At 46.5% G+C, this 18,125-nt stretch carries 15 protein-coding genes; all 15 read left to right on the top strand.

Annotated elements, in window-relative coordinates; genetic code table 11:
- Window positions 1-305: 305 nt before the first annotated feature.
- The 15 genes from nagZ to AC3WTP_RS15555 all read left to right on the top strand — a co-directional run bounded on the left by nagZ (window position 306) and on the right by AC3WTP_RS15555 (window position 18,122).
- Entirely contained in the window at window positions 306-1,928 is a 1,623-nt protein-coding gene (gene nagZ, locus AC3WTP_RS15625) for a beta-N-acetylhexosaminidase (RefSeq protein WP_492395552.1), read from the top strand.
- Between the two features lie 294 nt (window positions 1,929-2,222).
- Window positions 2,223-4,421: a stalk domain-containing protein gene (locus AC3WTP_RS15620; protein ID WP_492395551.1), complete on the top strand. Its 2,199-nt coding sequence runs from the start codon at window positions 2,223-2,225 to the stop codon at window positions 4,419-4,421.
- 460 nt (window positions 4,422-4,881) lie between these two features.
- A complete protein-coding gene (locus tag AC3WTP_RS15615; protein ID WP_492395550.1) occupies window positions 4,882-5,553 on the top strand; it encodes a YidC/Oxa1 family membrane protein insertase in 672 nt (223 codons plus the stop codon).
- Between the two features lie 123 nt (window positions 5,554-5,676).
- Complete coding sequence (locus tag AC3WTP_RS15610) at window positions 5,677-6,126, top strand: Fur family transcriptional regulator (RefSeq protein WP_492395549.1); 450 nt, start codon at window positions 5,677-5,679, stop codon at window positions 6,124-6,126.
- Window positions 6,127-6,203: 77 nt separating this feature from the next.
- Complete coding sequence (gene yidD, locus AC3WTP_RS15605; protein WP_492395643.1) at window positions 6,204-6,455, top strand: membrane protein insertion efficiency factor YidD; 252 nt, start codon at window positions 6,204-6,206, stop codon at window positions 6,453-6,455.
- A 508-nt stretch (window positions 6,456-6,963) separates the two neighbouring features.
- Window positions 6,964-8,946, top strand: coding sequence for a methionine--tRNA ligase (gene metG / locus AC3WTP_RS15600; RefSeq protein ID WP_492395548.1), 1,983 nt, complete (start codon window positions 6,964-6,966; stop codon window positions 8,944-8,946).
- Between the two features lie 192 nt (window positions 8,947-9,138).
- Window positions 9,139-9,702 (top strand): GNAT family N-acetyltransferase, encoded by a 564-nt coding sequence (locus AC3WTP_RS15595; protein WP_492395547.1) that lies wholly within the window; start codon window positions 9,139-9,141, stop codon window positions 9,700-9,702.
- A gap of 190 nt (window positions 9,703-9,892) precedes the next feature.
- Window positions 9,893-10,903, top strand: coding sequence for a metal ABC transporter substrate-binding protein (locus AC3WTP_RS15590; RefSeq protein WP_492395546.1), 1,011 nt, complete (start codon window positions 9,893-9,895; stop codon window positions 10,901-10,903).
- Between the two features lie 38 nt (window positions 10,904-10,941).
- Window positions 10,942-11,688, top strand: coding sequence for a metal ABC transporter ATP-binding protein (locus tag AC3WTP_RS15585; protein ID WP_492395545.1), 747 nt, complete (start codon window positions 10,942-10,944; stop codon window positions 11,686-11,688).
- A gap of 11 nt (window positions 11,689-11,699) precedes the next feature.
- Complete coding sequence (locus AC3WTP_RS15580) at window positions 11,700-12,509, top strand: metal ABC transporter permease (RefSeq protein WP_492395544.1); 810 nt, start codon at window positions 11,700-11,702, stop codon at window positions 12,507-12,509.
- A 36-nt stretch (window positions 12,510-12,545) separates the two neighbouring features.
- A complete protein-coding gene (locus tag AC3WTP_RS15575) occupies window positions 12,546-13,265 on the top strand; it encodes a cytochrome c biogenesis CcdA family protein (protein WP_492395642.1) in 720 nt (239 codons plus the stop codon).
- A gap of 224 nt (window positions 13,266-13,489) precedes the next feature.
- Complete coding sequence (locus tag AC3WTP_RS15570; protein WP_492395543.1) at window positions 13,490-14,629, top strand: LptM family lipoprotein; 1,140 nt, start codon at window positions 13,490-13,492, stop codon at window positions 14,627-14,629.
- Between the two features lie 139 nt (window positions 14,630-14,768).
- Window positions 14,769-15,863 (top strand): FAD:protein FMN transferase, encoded by a 1,095-nt coding sequence (locus AC3WTP_RS15565; RefSeq protein ID WP_492395641.1) that lies wholly within the window; start codon window positions 14,769-14,771, stop codon window positions 15,861-15,863.
- 138 nt (window positions 15,864-16,001) lie between these two features.
- Entirely contained in the window at window positions 16,002-16,427 is a 426-nt protein-coding gene (mntR, locus tag AC3WTP_RS15560) for a transcriptional regulator MntR (protein WP_492395542.1), read from the top strand.
- A 111-nt stretch (window positions 16,428-16,538) separates the two neighbouring features.
- Window positions 16,539-18,122, top strand: coding sequence for a family 10 glycosylhydrolase (locus AC3WTP_RS15555; protein WP_492395640.1), 1,584 nt, complete (start codon window positions 16,539-16,541; stop codon window positions 18,120-18,122).
- The last annotated feature ends 3 nt before the right edge of the window (window positions 18,123-18,125 follow it).

The raw sequence follows: 18,125 nt of genomic DNA, 5'->3' as shown, positions 1-18,125 counted from the left end.
GAATAGGTCAACCCGTGGTGGGTTGGCCTTTTGTTGTAGTAACTCGAAAAGGATGAGGAACGAAGAATGTGGGTGCGTTATTAGTTGATCAGACAAAGTGATAAGTCTAGCATATGAGAAGATGAGGTTTAATGATATAATGAGCTTCATGTCCGGCAGCTGGGCAATCGAAGGACGATGTGGATCGTTGGGCGTAAGCGGTTCAGTTCGTGTCCTAGGATGAAAGCGGTAATAGGGGAGCAAGAAGGTACTTCGATTCTACGATATGCAATCACATGAATACGATATGGTAGGGTGGATTGAACATGGATCGAACGAAGATGACATTGGAGCAAAAGATTGGTCAGATGGTGATGGCAGGCTTTGCGACACCATTCATGTCCAAAGAAATAGAAACTTTAATCGAGCAGTATCATATCGGTGGAATTATTTATTTCCGTCGTAATGTCGAGAATCCGCGTCAAGTTGCGAAGCTGTCTTTGGACCTTCAGCAGCATGCGGCGAAGCAAAGTGACGTTCCGCTCTTCATATGTATTGACCAAGAGGGCGGCATGGTAGCACGTATTGATTGGGACGCTGTATCCTTAATCCCAGGCAATATGGCAATTGGAGCGACTCGTGATAAGGAGCTTGCCTTCGAAGCGGCGCGCATATGCGGCAACGAGCTCTTGAAGATGGGCATCAATACGAACTTTGCTCCAAGTGTGGATGTCAACAATAACGCAAAGAATCCTGTTATCGGGGTACGTTCTTATGGTGAGAATCCGGAGTTGGTAGCTGAGCTCGGTGCGGAGCAGATCCGAGGGCTTCAAGAAGCTAATGTAAGTGCAGCAGCCAAGCATTTTCCTGGACACGGAGATACAGCAATCGACTCTCACCATGGGTTAGCTTCAGTACCGCATGACAAGGAGAGATTGATGTCCGTTGAACTGGTACCGTTCATTCGTGCGATTGAGCAGGGCGTAGATATGATTATGACTGCGCATGTGATGTTCCCGGCATTCGAGCCAGATCCAGTTCCAGCAACACTGTCCCGTCGTGTGATCACGGACCTTCTGCGGACACGCTTAGGCTACGAAGGCGTCATTGTAACAGATTGTCTCGAGATGCATGCGATCTCGAAGGAGTATGGAATCGCGGAAGGTGCTGTTATGGCAGTCGAAGCAGGAGCAGACATCGTGCTGATCAGCCATACGTTCAGCGAGCAGGCAGCGGCGATTCAAACGCTTGTAGAGGCTGTGCGCAGCGGACGAATTGATGAAGCGCAGGTTGATGCTTCGGTAGATCGCATATTGGCGCTGAAGGAGAAGCGCAACATGCATGCGCTTCCTGTCATCACGGAGTCGTTCGAAGATCAATTCGGCACAGCGTCTTCGAAGGATACCGTTCGCCAGATCTGCGAGCGCAGCATCACCCTAGTTAAGGATGATGGCAATCTTCCGCTCCAGAATGCGCGTACACTCGTCATATGGCCGGAAGTGCGCGCACACACAGAGGTAGATGAGCCGATCGTGCAGCCGTATACCGTCGCGACAGCTTTGGCGGAAACGATAATCGAAGTAGAAGAGTATCGAATAGGTACTAGTCCGACTGAAGAAGAAGTAGAAACTGCTATCCAGCTTGGCAGACAGTTCGACCAGATTGTGATCGTCACTTACAATGCGGTATCTGAACTGCATGAGGGTCAAGTAAAGATTGTGAAAGAGTTGAGCAAGCTGCAAGAAAGTAAACGCATCGTTGTAGCTTCAACGCGCAATCCATACGAGTTGAATCAGTTCCTGGAAGTGAATACTTATCTGTGCTGTTATGAGAACCGTCCTGCGACAATGGCTGCGCTTGCCAAGGTATTGACCGGAACGATTACTGCGCAAGGAAAGCTCCCTGTAACGCTAAATGATCAATTTCGTTACGGCTGCGGATTGAAATGATTGTCGAAAAGCAGTCCGTTTCTACTATACCCGCATGCTAGTCATGCGGGTTGTTGTTGTGCGATGAACAAGCACCAAAATTAATATAGTTATAAATGAGCAACTTTTCTTAGTTTAGAACGTCTATTTATATGTCCAGATGAACAGAGGGGGACAGAAGTCCTACGGCGTTTGTTCATTTATGATAGGCTATTCTAGCATGATCTATCACATGGAGATACATAACAGATGATGTCATAAACAGATGGAATCACCAAGAGATGAAGACACAAACAGATGGATAGGAGACAAATAATGAAGCAGAATCAATTATGGAAGCGATTGTTAATCAGTGGTTTAGCAGCCATCCAATGCCTGGCATTCGTACCTTCGGTCATGGCACAGCCGGATCACAGCTCGGATCAAGGTTCGGTGCAGAACGTTCAACAGAACGCGAATACAGTGGAAAAGACGGCTCTTGATCAAGAGCAAACCGCACCTAAGGAGAAGCAAACGGAACAAACAGATGCTTCAAGAGAGCAAGTACAGGGTATCGGGACTGATTCTTCTAGTGAGGCGAAGTCAGAGCCAAATAACAATGGAACAGCATTATCAGATATCGACACCAGCATATATGGTGAAGACGTACTCGTTATATTGGCTAATAGTGACATTATGATTCATAACAATGTAACATATAAAGCCCCAGAACCAATTACTGTGAAGAAAGGCGTATCCTATGCATCATTGCGTACGCTGACGGAACGATTTGGATTCCAGCTTGCCTATGACAATAAGACGAAAGAATCCATTATTTCGAGCGGAGGACGCGAGCTGCGCTATAAGATCGGAACGGATACGTACCTTGTTGATAACGTTCCGACGAAGATGAGCGGTGCTTCTTATTTGCAGAACAATACGTTTATGGTGCCTTTGACATCAGCGCTGAAAGCCTTTGAGATGCCCTATTATTGGGAGAATTCGACGAAGCGTATTATTGTGCAGATGAGCAGCGCACCTGTAGCTAAGTTCTCGGTAGTCCCAAAAGAAATATATGCTAATGAAACAGAAGTGATCGTAAAGGATGAGTCATTCCATCCTCGCGGCTTGTCCATCGTCGATTATGAGTGGACTGGCTTGGAATCCTATTATTCAGATCCAGGAGTTCATACGGTGACACTGCGCGTTATGGACGAAAAAGGTGTATGGAGTAAGCCATACAGCGTGAATATAACCGTATTGAAGCCGAATGAAGCGCCGGTAGCGGCGTTTACAACAGACAAGGAAGAGTATAAGATGGGTGAGCTCATCAAGTATACTGACCTCAGTACAGATGATGAGAATGCTATCGTCAATCGTGAATGGTTTAACAATAAGCCGGCATTCTTTGAACCAGGTGAATATACGATAACGCTTCGTGTAACAGATAAGCATGGCGCTAGCAACGAAGTCTTGAAGAAGATCACGATTACCAATGAAACGCTATATACGATTGATGAGTTCTATCAGGTATACACTGGTGTAGGAGATGAATATCCGTTCGTAGGCAGCTCAATTCTAAACATGAAGGTGATAGAGCCGGAGCTGCATCATCTGCAGCGTACGCTGTATCGTTCTAATAGTCCGGAATCCGTTGTTCAAGACGGCATCCTGTATCAGGACAAGATCGCTGGCAAGACTCGTGTATTGATGCACCATAAGAATGCGACCAACCGCGACATGAAGCTTTACGTCATCGCAAAAAATATTTCAGATGAAAATGCGGTCGTGCGTGTAGAGCACACGGGGATAGCAGGACCGAACCCGTATCCGCAGCAAACTGGCAAGATGGCGGCTGTTCGATACTTTGAGTCTTACCGCGGGAATAAAGCAATGTATGAAAAAGTACTAAAGCCAGGTGAATCGACGATACTGGTTCCAGAACTCAGCAAAACACCGTTGAAGCCAGGTCAAATCTATACGATGTATGCGGACTTCGACAGCGATAACAACCTTCAATATCAGATTGTGGCCTTAGATGCGAGCAAGGATATCTGGAAGAGCCTTCCGACACTGCCGAAGCTGAATTCGGACGGAACCCATATCCGAGGAACATTTAACAACGCAGACCGCAGCTTCGTCGTTAATGATCTGGTAGGCGACAAAGCATCGCGCCTAGTATTCGCTGACAATAAGTTGGACACTTACATTAAAGGTTGGGACACGATGAACGGCGACAGCCGTGTCAATGCCGGCAACTATGGTGTCTTGTATCATCTAGAGCTTGAACGAGTAGCACCTAACACCTTAATTTCGTTTAATGCTCGCGGCGGTTCTTATTCCGGAGCCTTGCTGGTTAACGGACAGACAGTTCATACGCCAAACAACGGGTTGTTGAACTCATCTAATGAAGCAAGTGTCATCTATCGAACAGGAGACCGTGAAGAAAAAGTTGACATCTGGTTTACACCGGCAGCTGGAAGCAGCATGCCAGTCAATCTGATCTTTACTCCATTGCCTAAGAAGCACTCATAATCTTTTTGTAACCATACCGCAATTCGAAGACGTCCATATATACCTGGGCGTCTTTGTTTTTATTGACAGGAAATACATAAAGCATTTGTGAAACCAAGCAAGCAAATTGGGCGTAATATGGATACGTAATGGAATTTATACTTGGTTGATGAAAGGCAGGTGCGCGAATTGGAACAGTTGGATCTTTCGATGCTATTTATGATAATCAGCTTATCAGGCTTATTGATCGGCTATTGGTTTACTGTCCCGCCACAGCATATTCACCTGCTTCATAAGGAAACGTTTATCCACGGCTTGTGTCGAACGGCAAACGATTATCCTGCTCATCCGATAAGAGATTCCATTCGTCACATTCGTCATAAGATTATCCCGCGCTCCGGCAAAGGGGCTCAGGAAGAAGATCATTCCCAAACTTTGCGTGAATATCACTATACACAGACATGCAAAGGGGATTTGATAAATGCTTCAACCGATAATAGAAGGACTTCACCAGATTATTCAATGGTGCTACGCATGGACAGGAGATTGGGCAATCTCGATCGTCCTGCTGACTTTACTGGTACGACTCGCACTGTTTTTCCTTAATCTGAAGCTGGCGAGAACGCAGCTGAAACAAGTTCAGATGCGTCCTGAACTAGAACTTATTCGCTCGAAGTACAGTGAAAATAAAGAGAAGCTGATGCAAGAAACATCGAAGCTGTACAAGCATTATGGCGTAGGAGGTTCAATGTGGCTTTCGCTCCTTCAGATGCCTATCTTCTTTAGCTTATATCATCTGTTCTCACAATACGGTGCGAGTATGTCATCGGACTTGCTGCCTTGGATTCAGTCGTTTTCGCAGCCAGACCCGACGCACATTATGCCGACATTGTACGCGATATGTTCGTTCACGGTAATGATGTTGCCGATCGTTCCACAGAATAATCAAACTGGCACGCTTCTTAAACGAATCGGATTACCGCTGGCATTCACCTTGTTTATGCTGACTATATTTTGGCAGTATCCAGTGGCGCTTTGCATATACTATACGTTTAATGCATTCTGCAACATTGGTGAACGTATATTCTATCGAACAGTTTTGGGGAATCGATTGTTGAACAAAGGTATGCCTGAACCAATCTTTCAAGCTTAATATAGAATCGAAGGGCCATTTCCGCAGCTGGAAATGGCTCTTTCACTATCTTAGAAAGCTAACTGCTAATAGGTTTGACAAGGAGAAACGGATGAAGCATTATTAAGAGAGGAGGGATAAATCATGCTGAATGCCGAAGAAATGCTGAATAAGATGTCTGAACAAGGGCTGCGCATCACGGATCAGCGGCGTACGCTGGCCAAGCTGTTTGCGGACACGGACGGATTCTTATCCCCCAAGGATGTATATGAGTACATGGGTAAACGTTACTCGGGACTTAGTTTCGATACGGTCTATCGCAATTTGCGGGTGATGCATGACTTAGGGGTGCTCGAGCAGATCGTGTTCGAAGACGGCATGAAGTTCCGCTGCCATTGTAAAGAAGATGATCATCATCATCATTTGATATGTTTGCAATGCGAGAAGACGTACCCGATTCATTTCTGTCCGATGCCATTGACTGAAGTGCCAGAGCGCTTTCAAGTTGTGAAGCATAAGTACGAGCTATTCGGCTACTGTGAAGGCTGCAGAGCTGATGAAGATGTAGAAACGAGAGGCGACATATCTACATGACTGATCATGACGGAAATGTTGAACATAGCGACAGCGTATTCGAAAGTGAACAGAAGCAAGCCGTTAAGCGCAAGTCGATTGGTGCTAGGGTAGTTAAGGTTCCGATCCATTTTTATCGAAAATGTATTTCTCCGTTAACACCTCCTTCCTGTCGCTTCTATCCGACCTGCTCTGCCTACGCGCTTGAGGCAATCGATGTCCACGGCCCGTTGAAGGGCAGTTGGCTGGCAGCGAAGCGCATAGCGCGCTGTCATCCGTTCAGCGCCGGCGGGATAGACTATGTACCTCCACGCAAAGACAGCGGGAAGGGATCGCATCAAGGCAGCTGAGGCTTACAGCAGTGATGCAATGTCCTTGACATGTGAACAACGAATGCGATATATTGAACATACTTAACAGTAAATAGTCATGTCCAATGACAGGATAAGTACTTAGCGAAGTCGTTGCAGAGAGCCGGAGCTGCTGTGAACCGGTACGATGATGCTGCGGAAGATGGTCCTTGAGGAACTGGCTGTGAGCGAAGGCGATGCGCTATGCACGCTTGCGTAAGCTGCCAGCGGTTAATTCCCGTTATCGAATCAGAGACTGCATACATAGCTGTGCAGACACAATGAAGCTATTGGAACTGCTGCCTATTTCGGACACGAAGTACAGCTGTGTTCAATGGAAAATTGGGTGGTACCGCGTGAGTAACAACTCTCGTCCCAAACGGACGGGGGTTTTTTTGTGTGTTTTGAAGCTTGCGGGGCATCCTGTATGTTGGTGATGCGAGCAGCAGAGCGAGCTTCGGATTCAGAATGACTTGAGTAAGGATCACGATTGAAGGAGGAATAAGGTATGGTGAAACAAGATAAGACGTACTACATTACGACGCCCATCTATTACCCAAGCGCGAAGCTGCATATCGGGCATGCGTATACAACGGTGGCTGGTGACGCGATGGCTCGCTATAAGCGACTGCGCGGCTATGACGTACACTACTTGACGGGTACGGATGAGCATGGACAGAAGATCGAGCGCAAGGCGCAGGAAGAAGGCAAGACTCCGCAGCAATTCGTGGATGATATTGTGTCGGGAATTAAAGATCTGTGGTCGAAGCTGGACATCTCTTATGATGACTTCATCCGTACGACTGAGGATCGCCATAAGAAAGTCGTGGAACAGATCTTCGATCAACTGGTGCAGCAAGGCGATATCTATAAAGGCGAATATGAAGGTTGGTACTGTACACCATGCGAATCGTTCTTTACGGAGCGCCAGCTTGATAATGGGCGCTGCCCTGACTGCGGACGCGCAGTTGAGCTCGTTAAGGAAGAAAGCTATTTCTTCCGTATGAGCAAGTACGCAGATCAATTGTTGGAGTTTTATGAGAACAACCCAGAATTCATTCAGCCTGAGTCACGCAAAAATGAAATGATCAACAATTTCATCAAGCCGGGTCTGGAAGATCTCGCGGTGTCTCGTACATCGTTCGAGTGGGGCGTAAAGGTCAAGGGAGATCCTAGGCACGTTGTGTATGTATGGATCGATGCTTTGTCGAACTACATCACGGCGCTTGGCTACGGTACGGAGCAATCCGAGCTGTACAATAAATTCTGGCCGGCGGATGTTCATCTTGTCGGTAAAGAGATCATTCGTTTCCATACGATATACTGGCCTATCATGCTGATGGCGTTGAAGCTGCCGTTACCTAAGAAAGTATTCGGTCACGGCTGGCTGCTGATGAAGGATGGCAAGATGTCCAAGTCCAAGGGCAATGTGGTGGATCCTGTTATGCTGATCGATCGTTACGGCTTGGATGCGCTGCGCTACTATTTGCTGCGTGAAGTGCCTTTCGGATCAGACGGCATCTTTACGCCAGAGAGCTTCGTTGAGCGCGTCAACTATGATCTGGCTAACGATCTCGGTAACCTGCTGAATCGTACGGTTGCGATGATCGATAAGTACTTTGACGGCACCATTCCTGCTTATGCAGGTCGTGTGACGGAATTCGACAGCGTGCTCGAGCAGTTTGCTGCGCAAACGGTGGAACGGGTCGAGGAAGCTATGGAGAAGATGGAGTTCTCTGTTGCACTGACGGCAATCTGGCAATTGATCAGCCGTTCGAACAAATATATCGACGAGACGCAGCCATGGGGACTAGCCAAGGATGAAGCGAAGCGCGATGAGCTTGCTTCGGTTATGAATCACTTAGCGGAGAGCCTGCGTATCGTCTCGATTCTCATTCAGCCGTTCCTGACTCAAACTCCTGCCAAGATTCGTGAACAGCTTGGCTTGGCGGATGGAGAAGGAACGGCATGGGATGCGGCGCGCGTATTCGGCGCTATTCCTGCAGGCACGAAGGTAGTGAAGGGAAGCCCGATCTTCCCGCGCCTTGAAGTAGAACCGGAAGTGGCTGCTATTGTAGAAGGAATGGGCGGCGCCGCTGCTCAGCTCGAGCAGGCTGCTCCAGCACCAGAAGCTTCTGCAGCAGCAGAAGAAGCTCCAGAATCGCTGCCTGAGATCGGCATTGACGATTTCGCGAAGGTGGAGCTGCGAGTTGCTCAAGTTAAGCATGCGGAGCCTGTGCCGAAGGCTGATAAGCTGCTCAAGCTTCAGCTCGATCTAGGCTATGAAGTGCGCCAAGTCGTATCGGGCATTGCGCAGTACTATAAGCCTGAAGAGCTCATTGGCCGCAAGGTTATCTGCGTGACGAACCTGAAGCCGGTTAAGCTGCGCGGCGTTATGTCGCAAGGTATGGTGCTTGCCGCTTCGAAGGACGGTCAATTGACATTGGCTACTGTTCCGGACAGCATGCCGAATGGTGCTCAAGTTAAATAATCGCAATGTATATCAACAATAAGGGCTGTCTCTCAGATCATGAATCATGACTGGGGGCAGCCCTATATTAATTGCTGAGCTAATGGAAACTTTCATTATGAATGAATTATTACCAATCATAGAAAGCGGGCTCTGTTATCATGATTATGGATAAGGAGAATACAAGGACAGTTAATAAGGGGGGAGTAGGAAGTGCTCAGGATTGAATGCAAGGATGTCATTTTACGTGAGTATCAGATTGAAGATTTAGATGAACTATTCGCGCTAACTTGGCAGCCGGAAATTTATGATTACTTGCCTGGATGGAACGTGCCTAAGGAGATCCGGGAGGACTGGTTGATCAACTACGAGTTAAAGGAAAACCAGATGTTTCTAAACGCTGTTGCGGCTGATGGAAATGTTGAGAAGCTTCGGTTGCGATTAGGAGTCGTTTTAAAGGAAACGGGGCAGTTAATCGGTTGGTGCTGTTCGGGCATGAAGGAGGAGCTGCCGAGTCCGAACCGAGAGATTATGTATGCGATATCGAAGGATCATCGCGGCAAAGGATATGGAACTCAAGCTGCTCAGGGAATGATTGCTTATTTATTTGAACATACCAATGTCAAGGTGCTGAACGCGATCGCTCTGGTTAGGAACATGCCATCCAATAGAGTGATACAGCATTGCGGTTTCCAATATCACAGTAGGATAGAGATTGACAATGAAAGCTACAAATATTATTTACTTCATAAGAATGAATGTGGACATCATAGCTAGTGAGTGAATTATAGGTAATAAAGACACAGCATTTGAGGTACAGCGCCGCCATCTGCTGTGTTTTTTCGTTCAGTATGAAATGAAAATCCTCTTCAAATGCTACATGTACCTACTTGTACATTACTTGACAGGTGAAATGCTCCTGTTTATAATCTTAATAGTAATAATTACGAAATAAAGGATTGAAGAAATGAATACTATACACAAACGCAAGGGGCTCCTTGCAGTTCTGGCTGTACTGATGACGATGATGACGTTTCTGGCGGGCTGCGGCACAAGTCAGCAATCCCAGCTGGTCGAGGATAAAGTTAATGTTGTTACCTCATTCTATCCCTTATACTTTCTCACACAGGAGATTGGGGGAGATGCAGTTCATGTTATCAACCTGATCCCGACTGGTGTTGAGCCTCATGATTGGACGCCTAAGAGCATGGATCTGCAGAATGCTTCTAACGCGCAGCTGCTCATCTACCAAGGAGCTGGCTTCGAAGGCTGGTTTGAGGACTTCAAGAATGGACTTGAAGCTGACTCGCAGGTGCAGATTGTGGAAGCTAGCAAGGGTGTAGATCTGATCTCTACAGCTGAGGAAGCCCATGATCATACGGAGGGAGCCGAGCAAGCTCACGATGGCGAAGCGGATCATGAACAGGAAGCTGCTGGTGATGGACACGATCATGGCAATATCGACCCGCACACTTGGGTGAGTCCGAAGTCAGCGCTCGTGATGGCGGAGAATGTGAAGAATGCTCTGATTCAAGTTGACCCTTCGCATCAAGCCGACTTCGAAAAGCGCTATGAAGCAGTTCATGCTAAGCTATTAGACCTGGATCAGAAGTATGAGCGTGAGTTAAGCAGTGTGAAGCATCGTGATATCGTAGTATCTCATCAAGCATTCGGCTATCTGGCGCGCGATTACAATCTGACGCAGCATGCCTTGATGGGAATCTCCGCTGATTCCGAGCCAAGAGCGCAGGACATCGTGGAATTGACGAAGCTCGTGAAGGAGAAAGAGCTGAAGTACGTATTCTTTGAGGAGCTTGTATCCGACGAGATGGCCAATATGATCGCTTCGGAAGCGGGAGTCGAGACACTTGTGCTGAATCCGCTGGAAGGATTGACAACAGAGCAAGAACAGAATGGCGAGAACTATATAACTCTAATGGAACGCAACTTAAACAACCTGGTGTTGGCGTTACAATAGGAGCGGGAAAGCTCCAAGTAAGGAAGTGAATTCTTGAAATGAAACAGACAGGTAACTGTCATCAGCCCGTCATCACCATTGATCACGTGCATTATCGATACGATGATCAAAAGGTGTTTGATGATGTTAACTTCGAAGTGCAAGAACGCGACTTCGTCGGCTTGATCGGCTCGAATGGAGCAGGGAAGACGACCTTGCTGCGGCTTATTGTCGGTCTGCTTAAGCCGACCAGCGGTGAAATCCGACTGTTCGGGACCCCGATACAGCAATTTCGGGATTGGCACCGTATCGGGTATGTACCGCAGAAGAACAGCTTTAATCCGCTGTTCCCAGCAACGGTGCTGGAAGTGGTGCAATCCGGGATGTACAATCGCAGAAATCTATTTCGCCGTTTATCCAAGGAGGATAAGGCGAAGTGCATGGATGCGATGAAAGTCATGCGAGTGGATGATCTGGCCCAGAAGCGGATCGGAGAGCTGTCCGGCGGACAGCAGCAGCGCGTATTTCTAGCGCGCGCTATGGTGAACAAGCCGGAGCTGCTCATACTAGATGAGCCGACGGTAGGGATTGATGCTGAGACGCAGAAAGACTTCTTCAAGCTGCTGCAGCATCTGCATGAACACCATCAGATGACCTTTGTCATGGTGTCTCATGACTTGGAGATGGTGCGTGCATGGCTGGGTGAGACACCCGCTGCAACCTGCGGCAAGCTGAATTTCCATTGCAAGCACTCGCATGAAGCGGCTTGTGTCGAGCCCGATCTTACACACGGCGTGATGATGTAGAGGAGCGTAACATGATAATAGATATTTTAAATTCAGGTTTCTTTCAACGGGCTCTCATCGGCGGTTTGCTTATCGGAATAACCGGCCCATTAATGGGAATATTTCTCGTGCTTCGCCGCTTATCGATGATCGGTGATACGCTTTCCCATGTCGCGATCGCGGGCGTGGCGCTTGGCTTTTTGATCGGCGTATATCCGCTTGGCGTGGGTATGGTATTTGCGCTGATTGGAGCAGTAGCCATTGAGAAGCTTCGTAAAACGTATAAGACATATGCCGAGCTGTCGATCGCGGTCATTATGTCTGGCGGTGTCGCTTTGGCATCTCTGTTCTTTTCATTAGGCAAGAACTTTAACACGAACGTAACCAGTTACTTATTCGGAAGTATCTATACCTTAAATACAACCGACTTGTTCGTCGTAGGCGGGGTTACGGTTATTGTTATCGTCTTTATGGCGCTGTTCAAGAAGGAAATGTTCCTGCTGACATTTGACGAAGATGCGGCAGCCGTGAATGGTCTGCCAGTGAAGTGGCTGAATCTAGCCCTAACCGTGTTAACAGCTCTCGTAATCAGTGCGGCTATCAAGATTGTAGGCGCATTGCTTGTCTCAGCGCTGCTTACGATTCCAGTAGCGACGAGCTTAATTGTCGCTAGAAGCTTTAAAAAAGCGATAATAATCTCGGTACTAGTGTCAGAATTATCGGTTGTCTTCGGTCTTCTGGTAGCAGGGATATGGAACTTGGCTCCAGGCGCTACGATCGTGTTGACCTTGATCGCAGTCTTAATCGTGACGTTACTTGTACGACGAGGATTTAAAGGGTAAACTATCCATATATACTATTGTATGGAGGCATACTAGATTATGAGCGTTACAATATGGATAGCATTGCTGGCGGGGATGGTTTCATTCATCACTCCGTGCTGTTTGCCGCTGTATCCCTCCTATCTATCTGTCATTACAGGGATGTCAGTTAATCAATTGAAGCAAGATAGAACGAAGCGAGAAGTAAGAATGAAGATCATGTCTCATACTTTCTTTTTTATACTAGGCTTTAGCGTTGTGTTCTATACGTTGGGACTTACCGCAAGTGCTTTCGGTTCGTTGCTTATTCAGTATCGTGATATCGTGCGACAAGTATCAGCCATTCTTATCATACTGATGGGTCTGCTCTTGCTGGGGATCTTTAAACCGCAGCTGCTCATGCGGGAGCGGAAGCTGGAGATAACGGGGAAGAGAGGAAGCTACTTCGGATCATTTCTATTCGGTATCGGTTTCTCAGCAGGCTGGTCTCCATGTGTTGGACCGATTCTGGGCTTCATTCTGACTTTGGCCGCACAGGATCCGGGTTCTTGGTTCCGTTTATCGACTGCTTACGCAGTAGGCTTTGCGATTCCATTCTTCGTACTGGCATTCTTTATCGGCTCTACCCGCTGGCTGATCAAATACTCCGAGCCTATGATGAAGGTTGGAGGAGTGTTGATGATTATTATGGGTATACTGCTGTTTACCGATCAATTGACCCAGATCAACAGTTGGCTGCAAGGTATTACTCCATCATGGCTCTATAAATTAACCTAGTTCAATAGAGATGGACCGCGCGCGTATTCCTACGTTGCTGCAGGTCCATTTTTGTATTTTATATTCACATAGTTAATATGCCAAATAAAGCATTTTCATTAGAACACTCATTATAAATAGATTGCGGTTATATTATCCAATTTTGATATTGATTACTTGTATATTATGTGATAGTATTCACTTGCACAAGCAATAAATACAACAATACATAGGGGGATTTCATAATGAAGAAAATGTTGTCCATTGTACTAGTTGCATCATTAGCTTTGTCCATGCTTGTCGGTTGCGGTGCTAAGGAAGATAGCAAAGCTCCAGCAACAGATAACACTAAGGTTGAAGACACAAACACAAAAACAGTTGAACCCGCTTCCAAGGAAGCCGCTTCCGATGCTGAAGCAGCTGCTGGAGAAATCGCAAAGATCGGTCTAGGCACAATCACTAGCATCGGCAAGTCCAAGGACAAAGACGGTGACAAGGGTCCAGTAGGCCAAGTTGACACGGTTATTGTTGCGGCAGCATTCGATAAAGACGGTAAGGTTGTCAAAGTTGACATCGACAATGCACAAACTAAAGTAGAGTATGGCACTGATCTTCAGGTTTCCACTGATGTAAATAAAGAGCTGAAAACGAAAGTAGAGCTTGGCGATGAATACGGGATGAAGAAAGCTTCTTCCATCGGTAAAGAGTGGTATGAGCAAGCTAAAGCGCTAGGCGATTGGATGGTAGGCAAGACAGTTGATGAAATTAAAGGTATGAAAACAACACAACGTGACGATGCTCATCCAGCAGTCCCAGCTGAAGCAGATCTGACTTCTACAGTAACCGTTACTGTTCAAGACTACATCGCAGCTGTTGAAAAAGCATACAAAAACGCTGTTGATGTGAAGCCTGGCGGTGAAAAGCTAGGCGTTGGACAATCGATCTCGATGAAAAAGTCTAAGGGACTTAATGGAGATAAAACTCCTGTCGCTCAAGTGGATACAACTATCGTTGTGGGCGCATTTGATAAAGATGGCAAGGTTGTAGGTACAATTATCGACAATGCACAAACGAAGGTTGAATTCGACAAAGATGGCAAGGTTACATCTGACAAAGGCGCAGAGCTCAAGACGAAAGTAGAGCTTGGCGACGAGTATGGTATGAAAAAAGCTTCTTCCATCGGTAAAGAGTGGTACGAGCAAGCTAAAGCGCTTGGCGATTGGATGATAGGCAAGACAGTTGATGAGATCAAAGGGATGAAGACAACACAGCGTGATGACGCTCATCCTTCTGTTCCTGCTGAAGCAGATCTTACTTCTACTGTAACCGTAACTGTACAAGATTACATCGCTGGTATTGACGAAGCTTTCACTAAAGCGCAATAATTTAGTACGATCATATTAGTGTGATGTAGACTCCCCCATTTAGCATGGGGGAGTTTTGTCTAGCTAAGCGATGCATAGATAGATTGGTTGTATTAGAGAACAGCAGTAGATGGATTCGGCAGGAGGAAAATACTTGTTTATGAACGTTAAACGGCTAATTATGATGTTACTATCTATTGCGCTGCTCGCGGGGTGTACGAACACTTCAAGATTGGATTATAGCGAATATCAGAAGTATAGTGACACGATGTTCGATTCTTTTGATACGGTTATTCAAGTAGTGGCTTATACGAAGAGTAAAGAAGAGTTCGATCAATATTTTAAGCAAATTCATGATCGATTCATGGAGCTCCATCAGTTGTACGATATCTACAACAACTATGAGGGACTGAACAATCTGAAGACAGTCAACGATCAGGCTGGCATCGAACCCGTTAAGGTTGCGCCTGAGGTCATAGATCTGATTCTATTTTGCAAGAAGTGGTACGAAGAAGCGGGCGAGGGAACGAATATCGCTATGGGCGCGGTGTTGAATATATGGCAGGATTATCGAGATGAGGGCCTCGCAGATCCAGCTCAAGCCAAGCTTCCGCCTATGGAACAGCTGCAGGCCGCTGCCGAGCATATGGACATGGATAAGGTGATTGTAGATGTCGAGAATAGTACCGTGTTTCTTGCAGATCCGAACATGAGCTTGAATGTTGGTGCAGTGGCAAAGGGATATGCTGCTGAGCTCGTTGCACAGGAAATGAAGGAGGCAGGCTTGGAATCTGCAATTATTAGTGCGGGAGGCAATGTACGTACGATAGGACATCCCTATGACGGCGTTCGCGAACGTTGGGGGATTGGCATACAGAACCCAGATAAGCTTACGGTGACAGATGAAGATAATTTGCTGGATACTGTATTCGTCGAAGAAGGATCTGTAGTAAGCAGCGGGGATTATCAGCGCTACTATGAGGTGGATGGCAAGCGAATTCATCATCTGATAGATCCTAAGACACTGATGCCGGGTGACTATTATCGCGCTGTGACGATCGTAACAGAGAATTCGGGGCTTGCTGATTTTCTGTCAACCGTCGTATTTCTGATGCCATATGAGGAGAGCCGTGCTTTTGTAGACAGCATGGATGGCGTGGAGGCTATATGGGTGATGCCGGATGGAACCGTACAAGCAAGCGGTGGGATGCGGTCCATGTTGAAGAGTCAAGGTGCTAAGTCTACAGATGAGTAGCTAACAAGAGCAGCCAATACCAGCTTATGAAATATTTACATAGTTAGAAGTTAGGTTGAACTTGAGCCGCAAACCATGTAAACTGGAGAGGTTGAATTAATATGTTGTTGAATTGTAAGGATGAAATGAGGGAAACTGATGCCTACACCAAGCATGGAAGATTATTTGGAGCGCATCTATAAGCTGATCGATGAGAAAGGTTACGCTCGCGTATCCGATATCGCTGAAGGCCTAGAAGTGCATCCGTCTTCCGTTACGAAAATGATTCAGAAGCTTGACAAGGACCAATACTTGATATATGAAAAGTATCGCGGTCTTGTATTAACAAGCAAAGGAAAGAAAATTGGGAAGCGATTAGTGGATCGCCATCAGCTTCTGGAACATTTCTTAACGATTATCGGGGTGCAGGACGAGCACATTTATAAAGATGTAGAAGGCATTGAACATCATCTAAGCGGAGATTCCATCACGTGTATCGAATCGCTGGTTGCATACTTTGAACGTGATCCGGAACGACTCGAAGATTTACGCAAGATTCGCAGTGAATTAGATAATGATTCATAAAACATCTGTTTCTTCCGAAACAGATGTTTTATTTTTTGCGTCTATGTTTATGAATGGCTCAAAACTAGCAAGAAATACATTATGGAAATGGGAGAGTGAAAGATGCGCAAGATGGGGAAGAAGTGGTTTGCAGCTTGTATGACAATCGTAATCATGATGACGACGATTGGTTCAGCACAGCCGGCGCTAGCTGAATCAAAATCTACAAAGGATGAAATTCGCATATTTGTGAATAAACAAAGATTGGTGACAGATGTATCGCCTTATATCATTCCGAAGGTGAATATAACGATGATACCGTTCCGAGCGATCGGCGATGCGCTTGGAGCAGAAGTAACATGGAATCAGAAGAGCCAAGAGGTTACGTTCAAGAAGGACGAGACATTTATTCAGATGACGGTAGGCAAGAACACAGCTAGTGTGTCAGGTGAAGCTGTGAAGCTGGATGCCGCTCCGCAGATCAAGGCTAACCGGACCATGGTGCCGCTTCGGTTTGTTGCAGAGAACCTCGGACTGACTGTAACCTGGGATCAATCGACTCGGACGATCAACATCGTAACAAATGGGGAAGAGGCAGCGCAGACCAAAATTAAGGGTGCTTGGGTATCCTCGGTATATAATATTGATTGGCCGAAGGACCCCCGCAAAGGCTTTGACGCTAAGAAGCAGCAAGAAGATTACATAGCGCTGCTGGACAATCTGCAAGAGATGGGGCTGAATGCCGTATTTGTACAGATTCGTCCGACAGCGGATTCATTTTATCCTTCTGCCTATTTTCCATGGTCAGAATGGTTGACAGGCAAGCAAGGACAGGATCCAGGCTATGATCCGCTGGCCTTTATGATTGAAGAAACACATAAACGAGGCATGCAGTTCCATGCATGGTTTAATCCTTATCGTGTAAGTGTCCAGAGTGATATTACGAAGCTGACAGCTGATCATCCAGCACGCAAGCATCCGGATTGGGTCGTAAAGCATAACAACAAGCTCTGGTTTGATCCAGGTGTGCCTGCTGTACGGGAATACATCATCGATTCGATTATGGAAGTAGTTACGAATTACGATATCGACGGCATTCATTTTGATGATTATTTTTATCCTTACGGTCAAGATAGTGAGCCATTCAAAGACGATAAGTCCTATGAACTATATAATAAATCATTCTCTAATAAGGAAGATTGGCGCCGCAACAACGTAAATCAGTTTATTCAGGAGCTGTCAAAGCAAATTAAAGCAGAGAAGCCATATGTTTCATTCGGTGTCAGTCCATTCGGAGTATGGCGCAACTCGAAGGTTGATCCAACAGGTTCTCCAACTAATGCTGGTGTAACCAGTTACGATTCCCTGTATGCGGATGTGCGCACCTGGATTCGCAATGGGTGGATCGATTATGTAGCGCCGCAAATCTATTGGCATATTGGACATAAGGACGCAGACTATGCGAAGCTAGTAGACTGGTGGGTGAAGGAAACTGCGGGAACAGGAGTCGATCTGTATATTGGCCATGCGGCGTATAAATTAGCAGATGCAGCGGAGAAGAATTGGACTACCGCAGATGTGCTGATCGATCAATTGAAATATAATGAGCAGTACAGCAATATCGGCGGAGATATATTCTTCAGCGCGAAGGATCTGACTAGCAACACGAAGCAGGTAGCTGATAGACTTCGAGAGTATTATGATGCAGCTGAATAAGCA

The sequence above is a fragment of the Paenibacillus sp. EB106-04-04-XG159 genome (assembly GCF_058791835.1).
The sequence above is the reverse complement of the archived record's forward strand: the minus strand, read 5'-3'. Positions and strand labels throughout refer to the sequence as shown.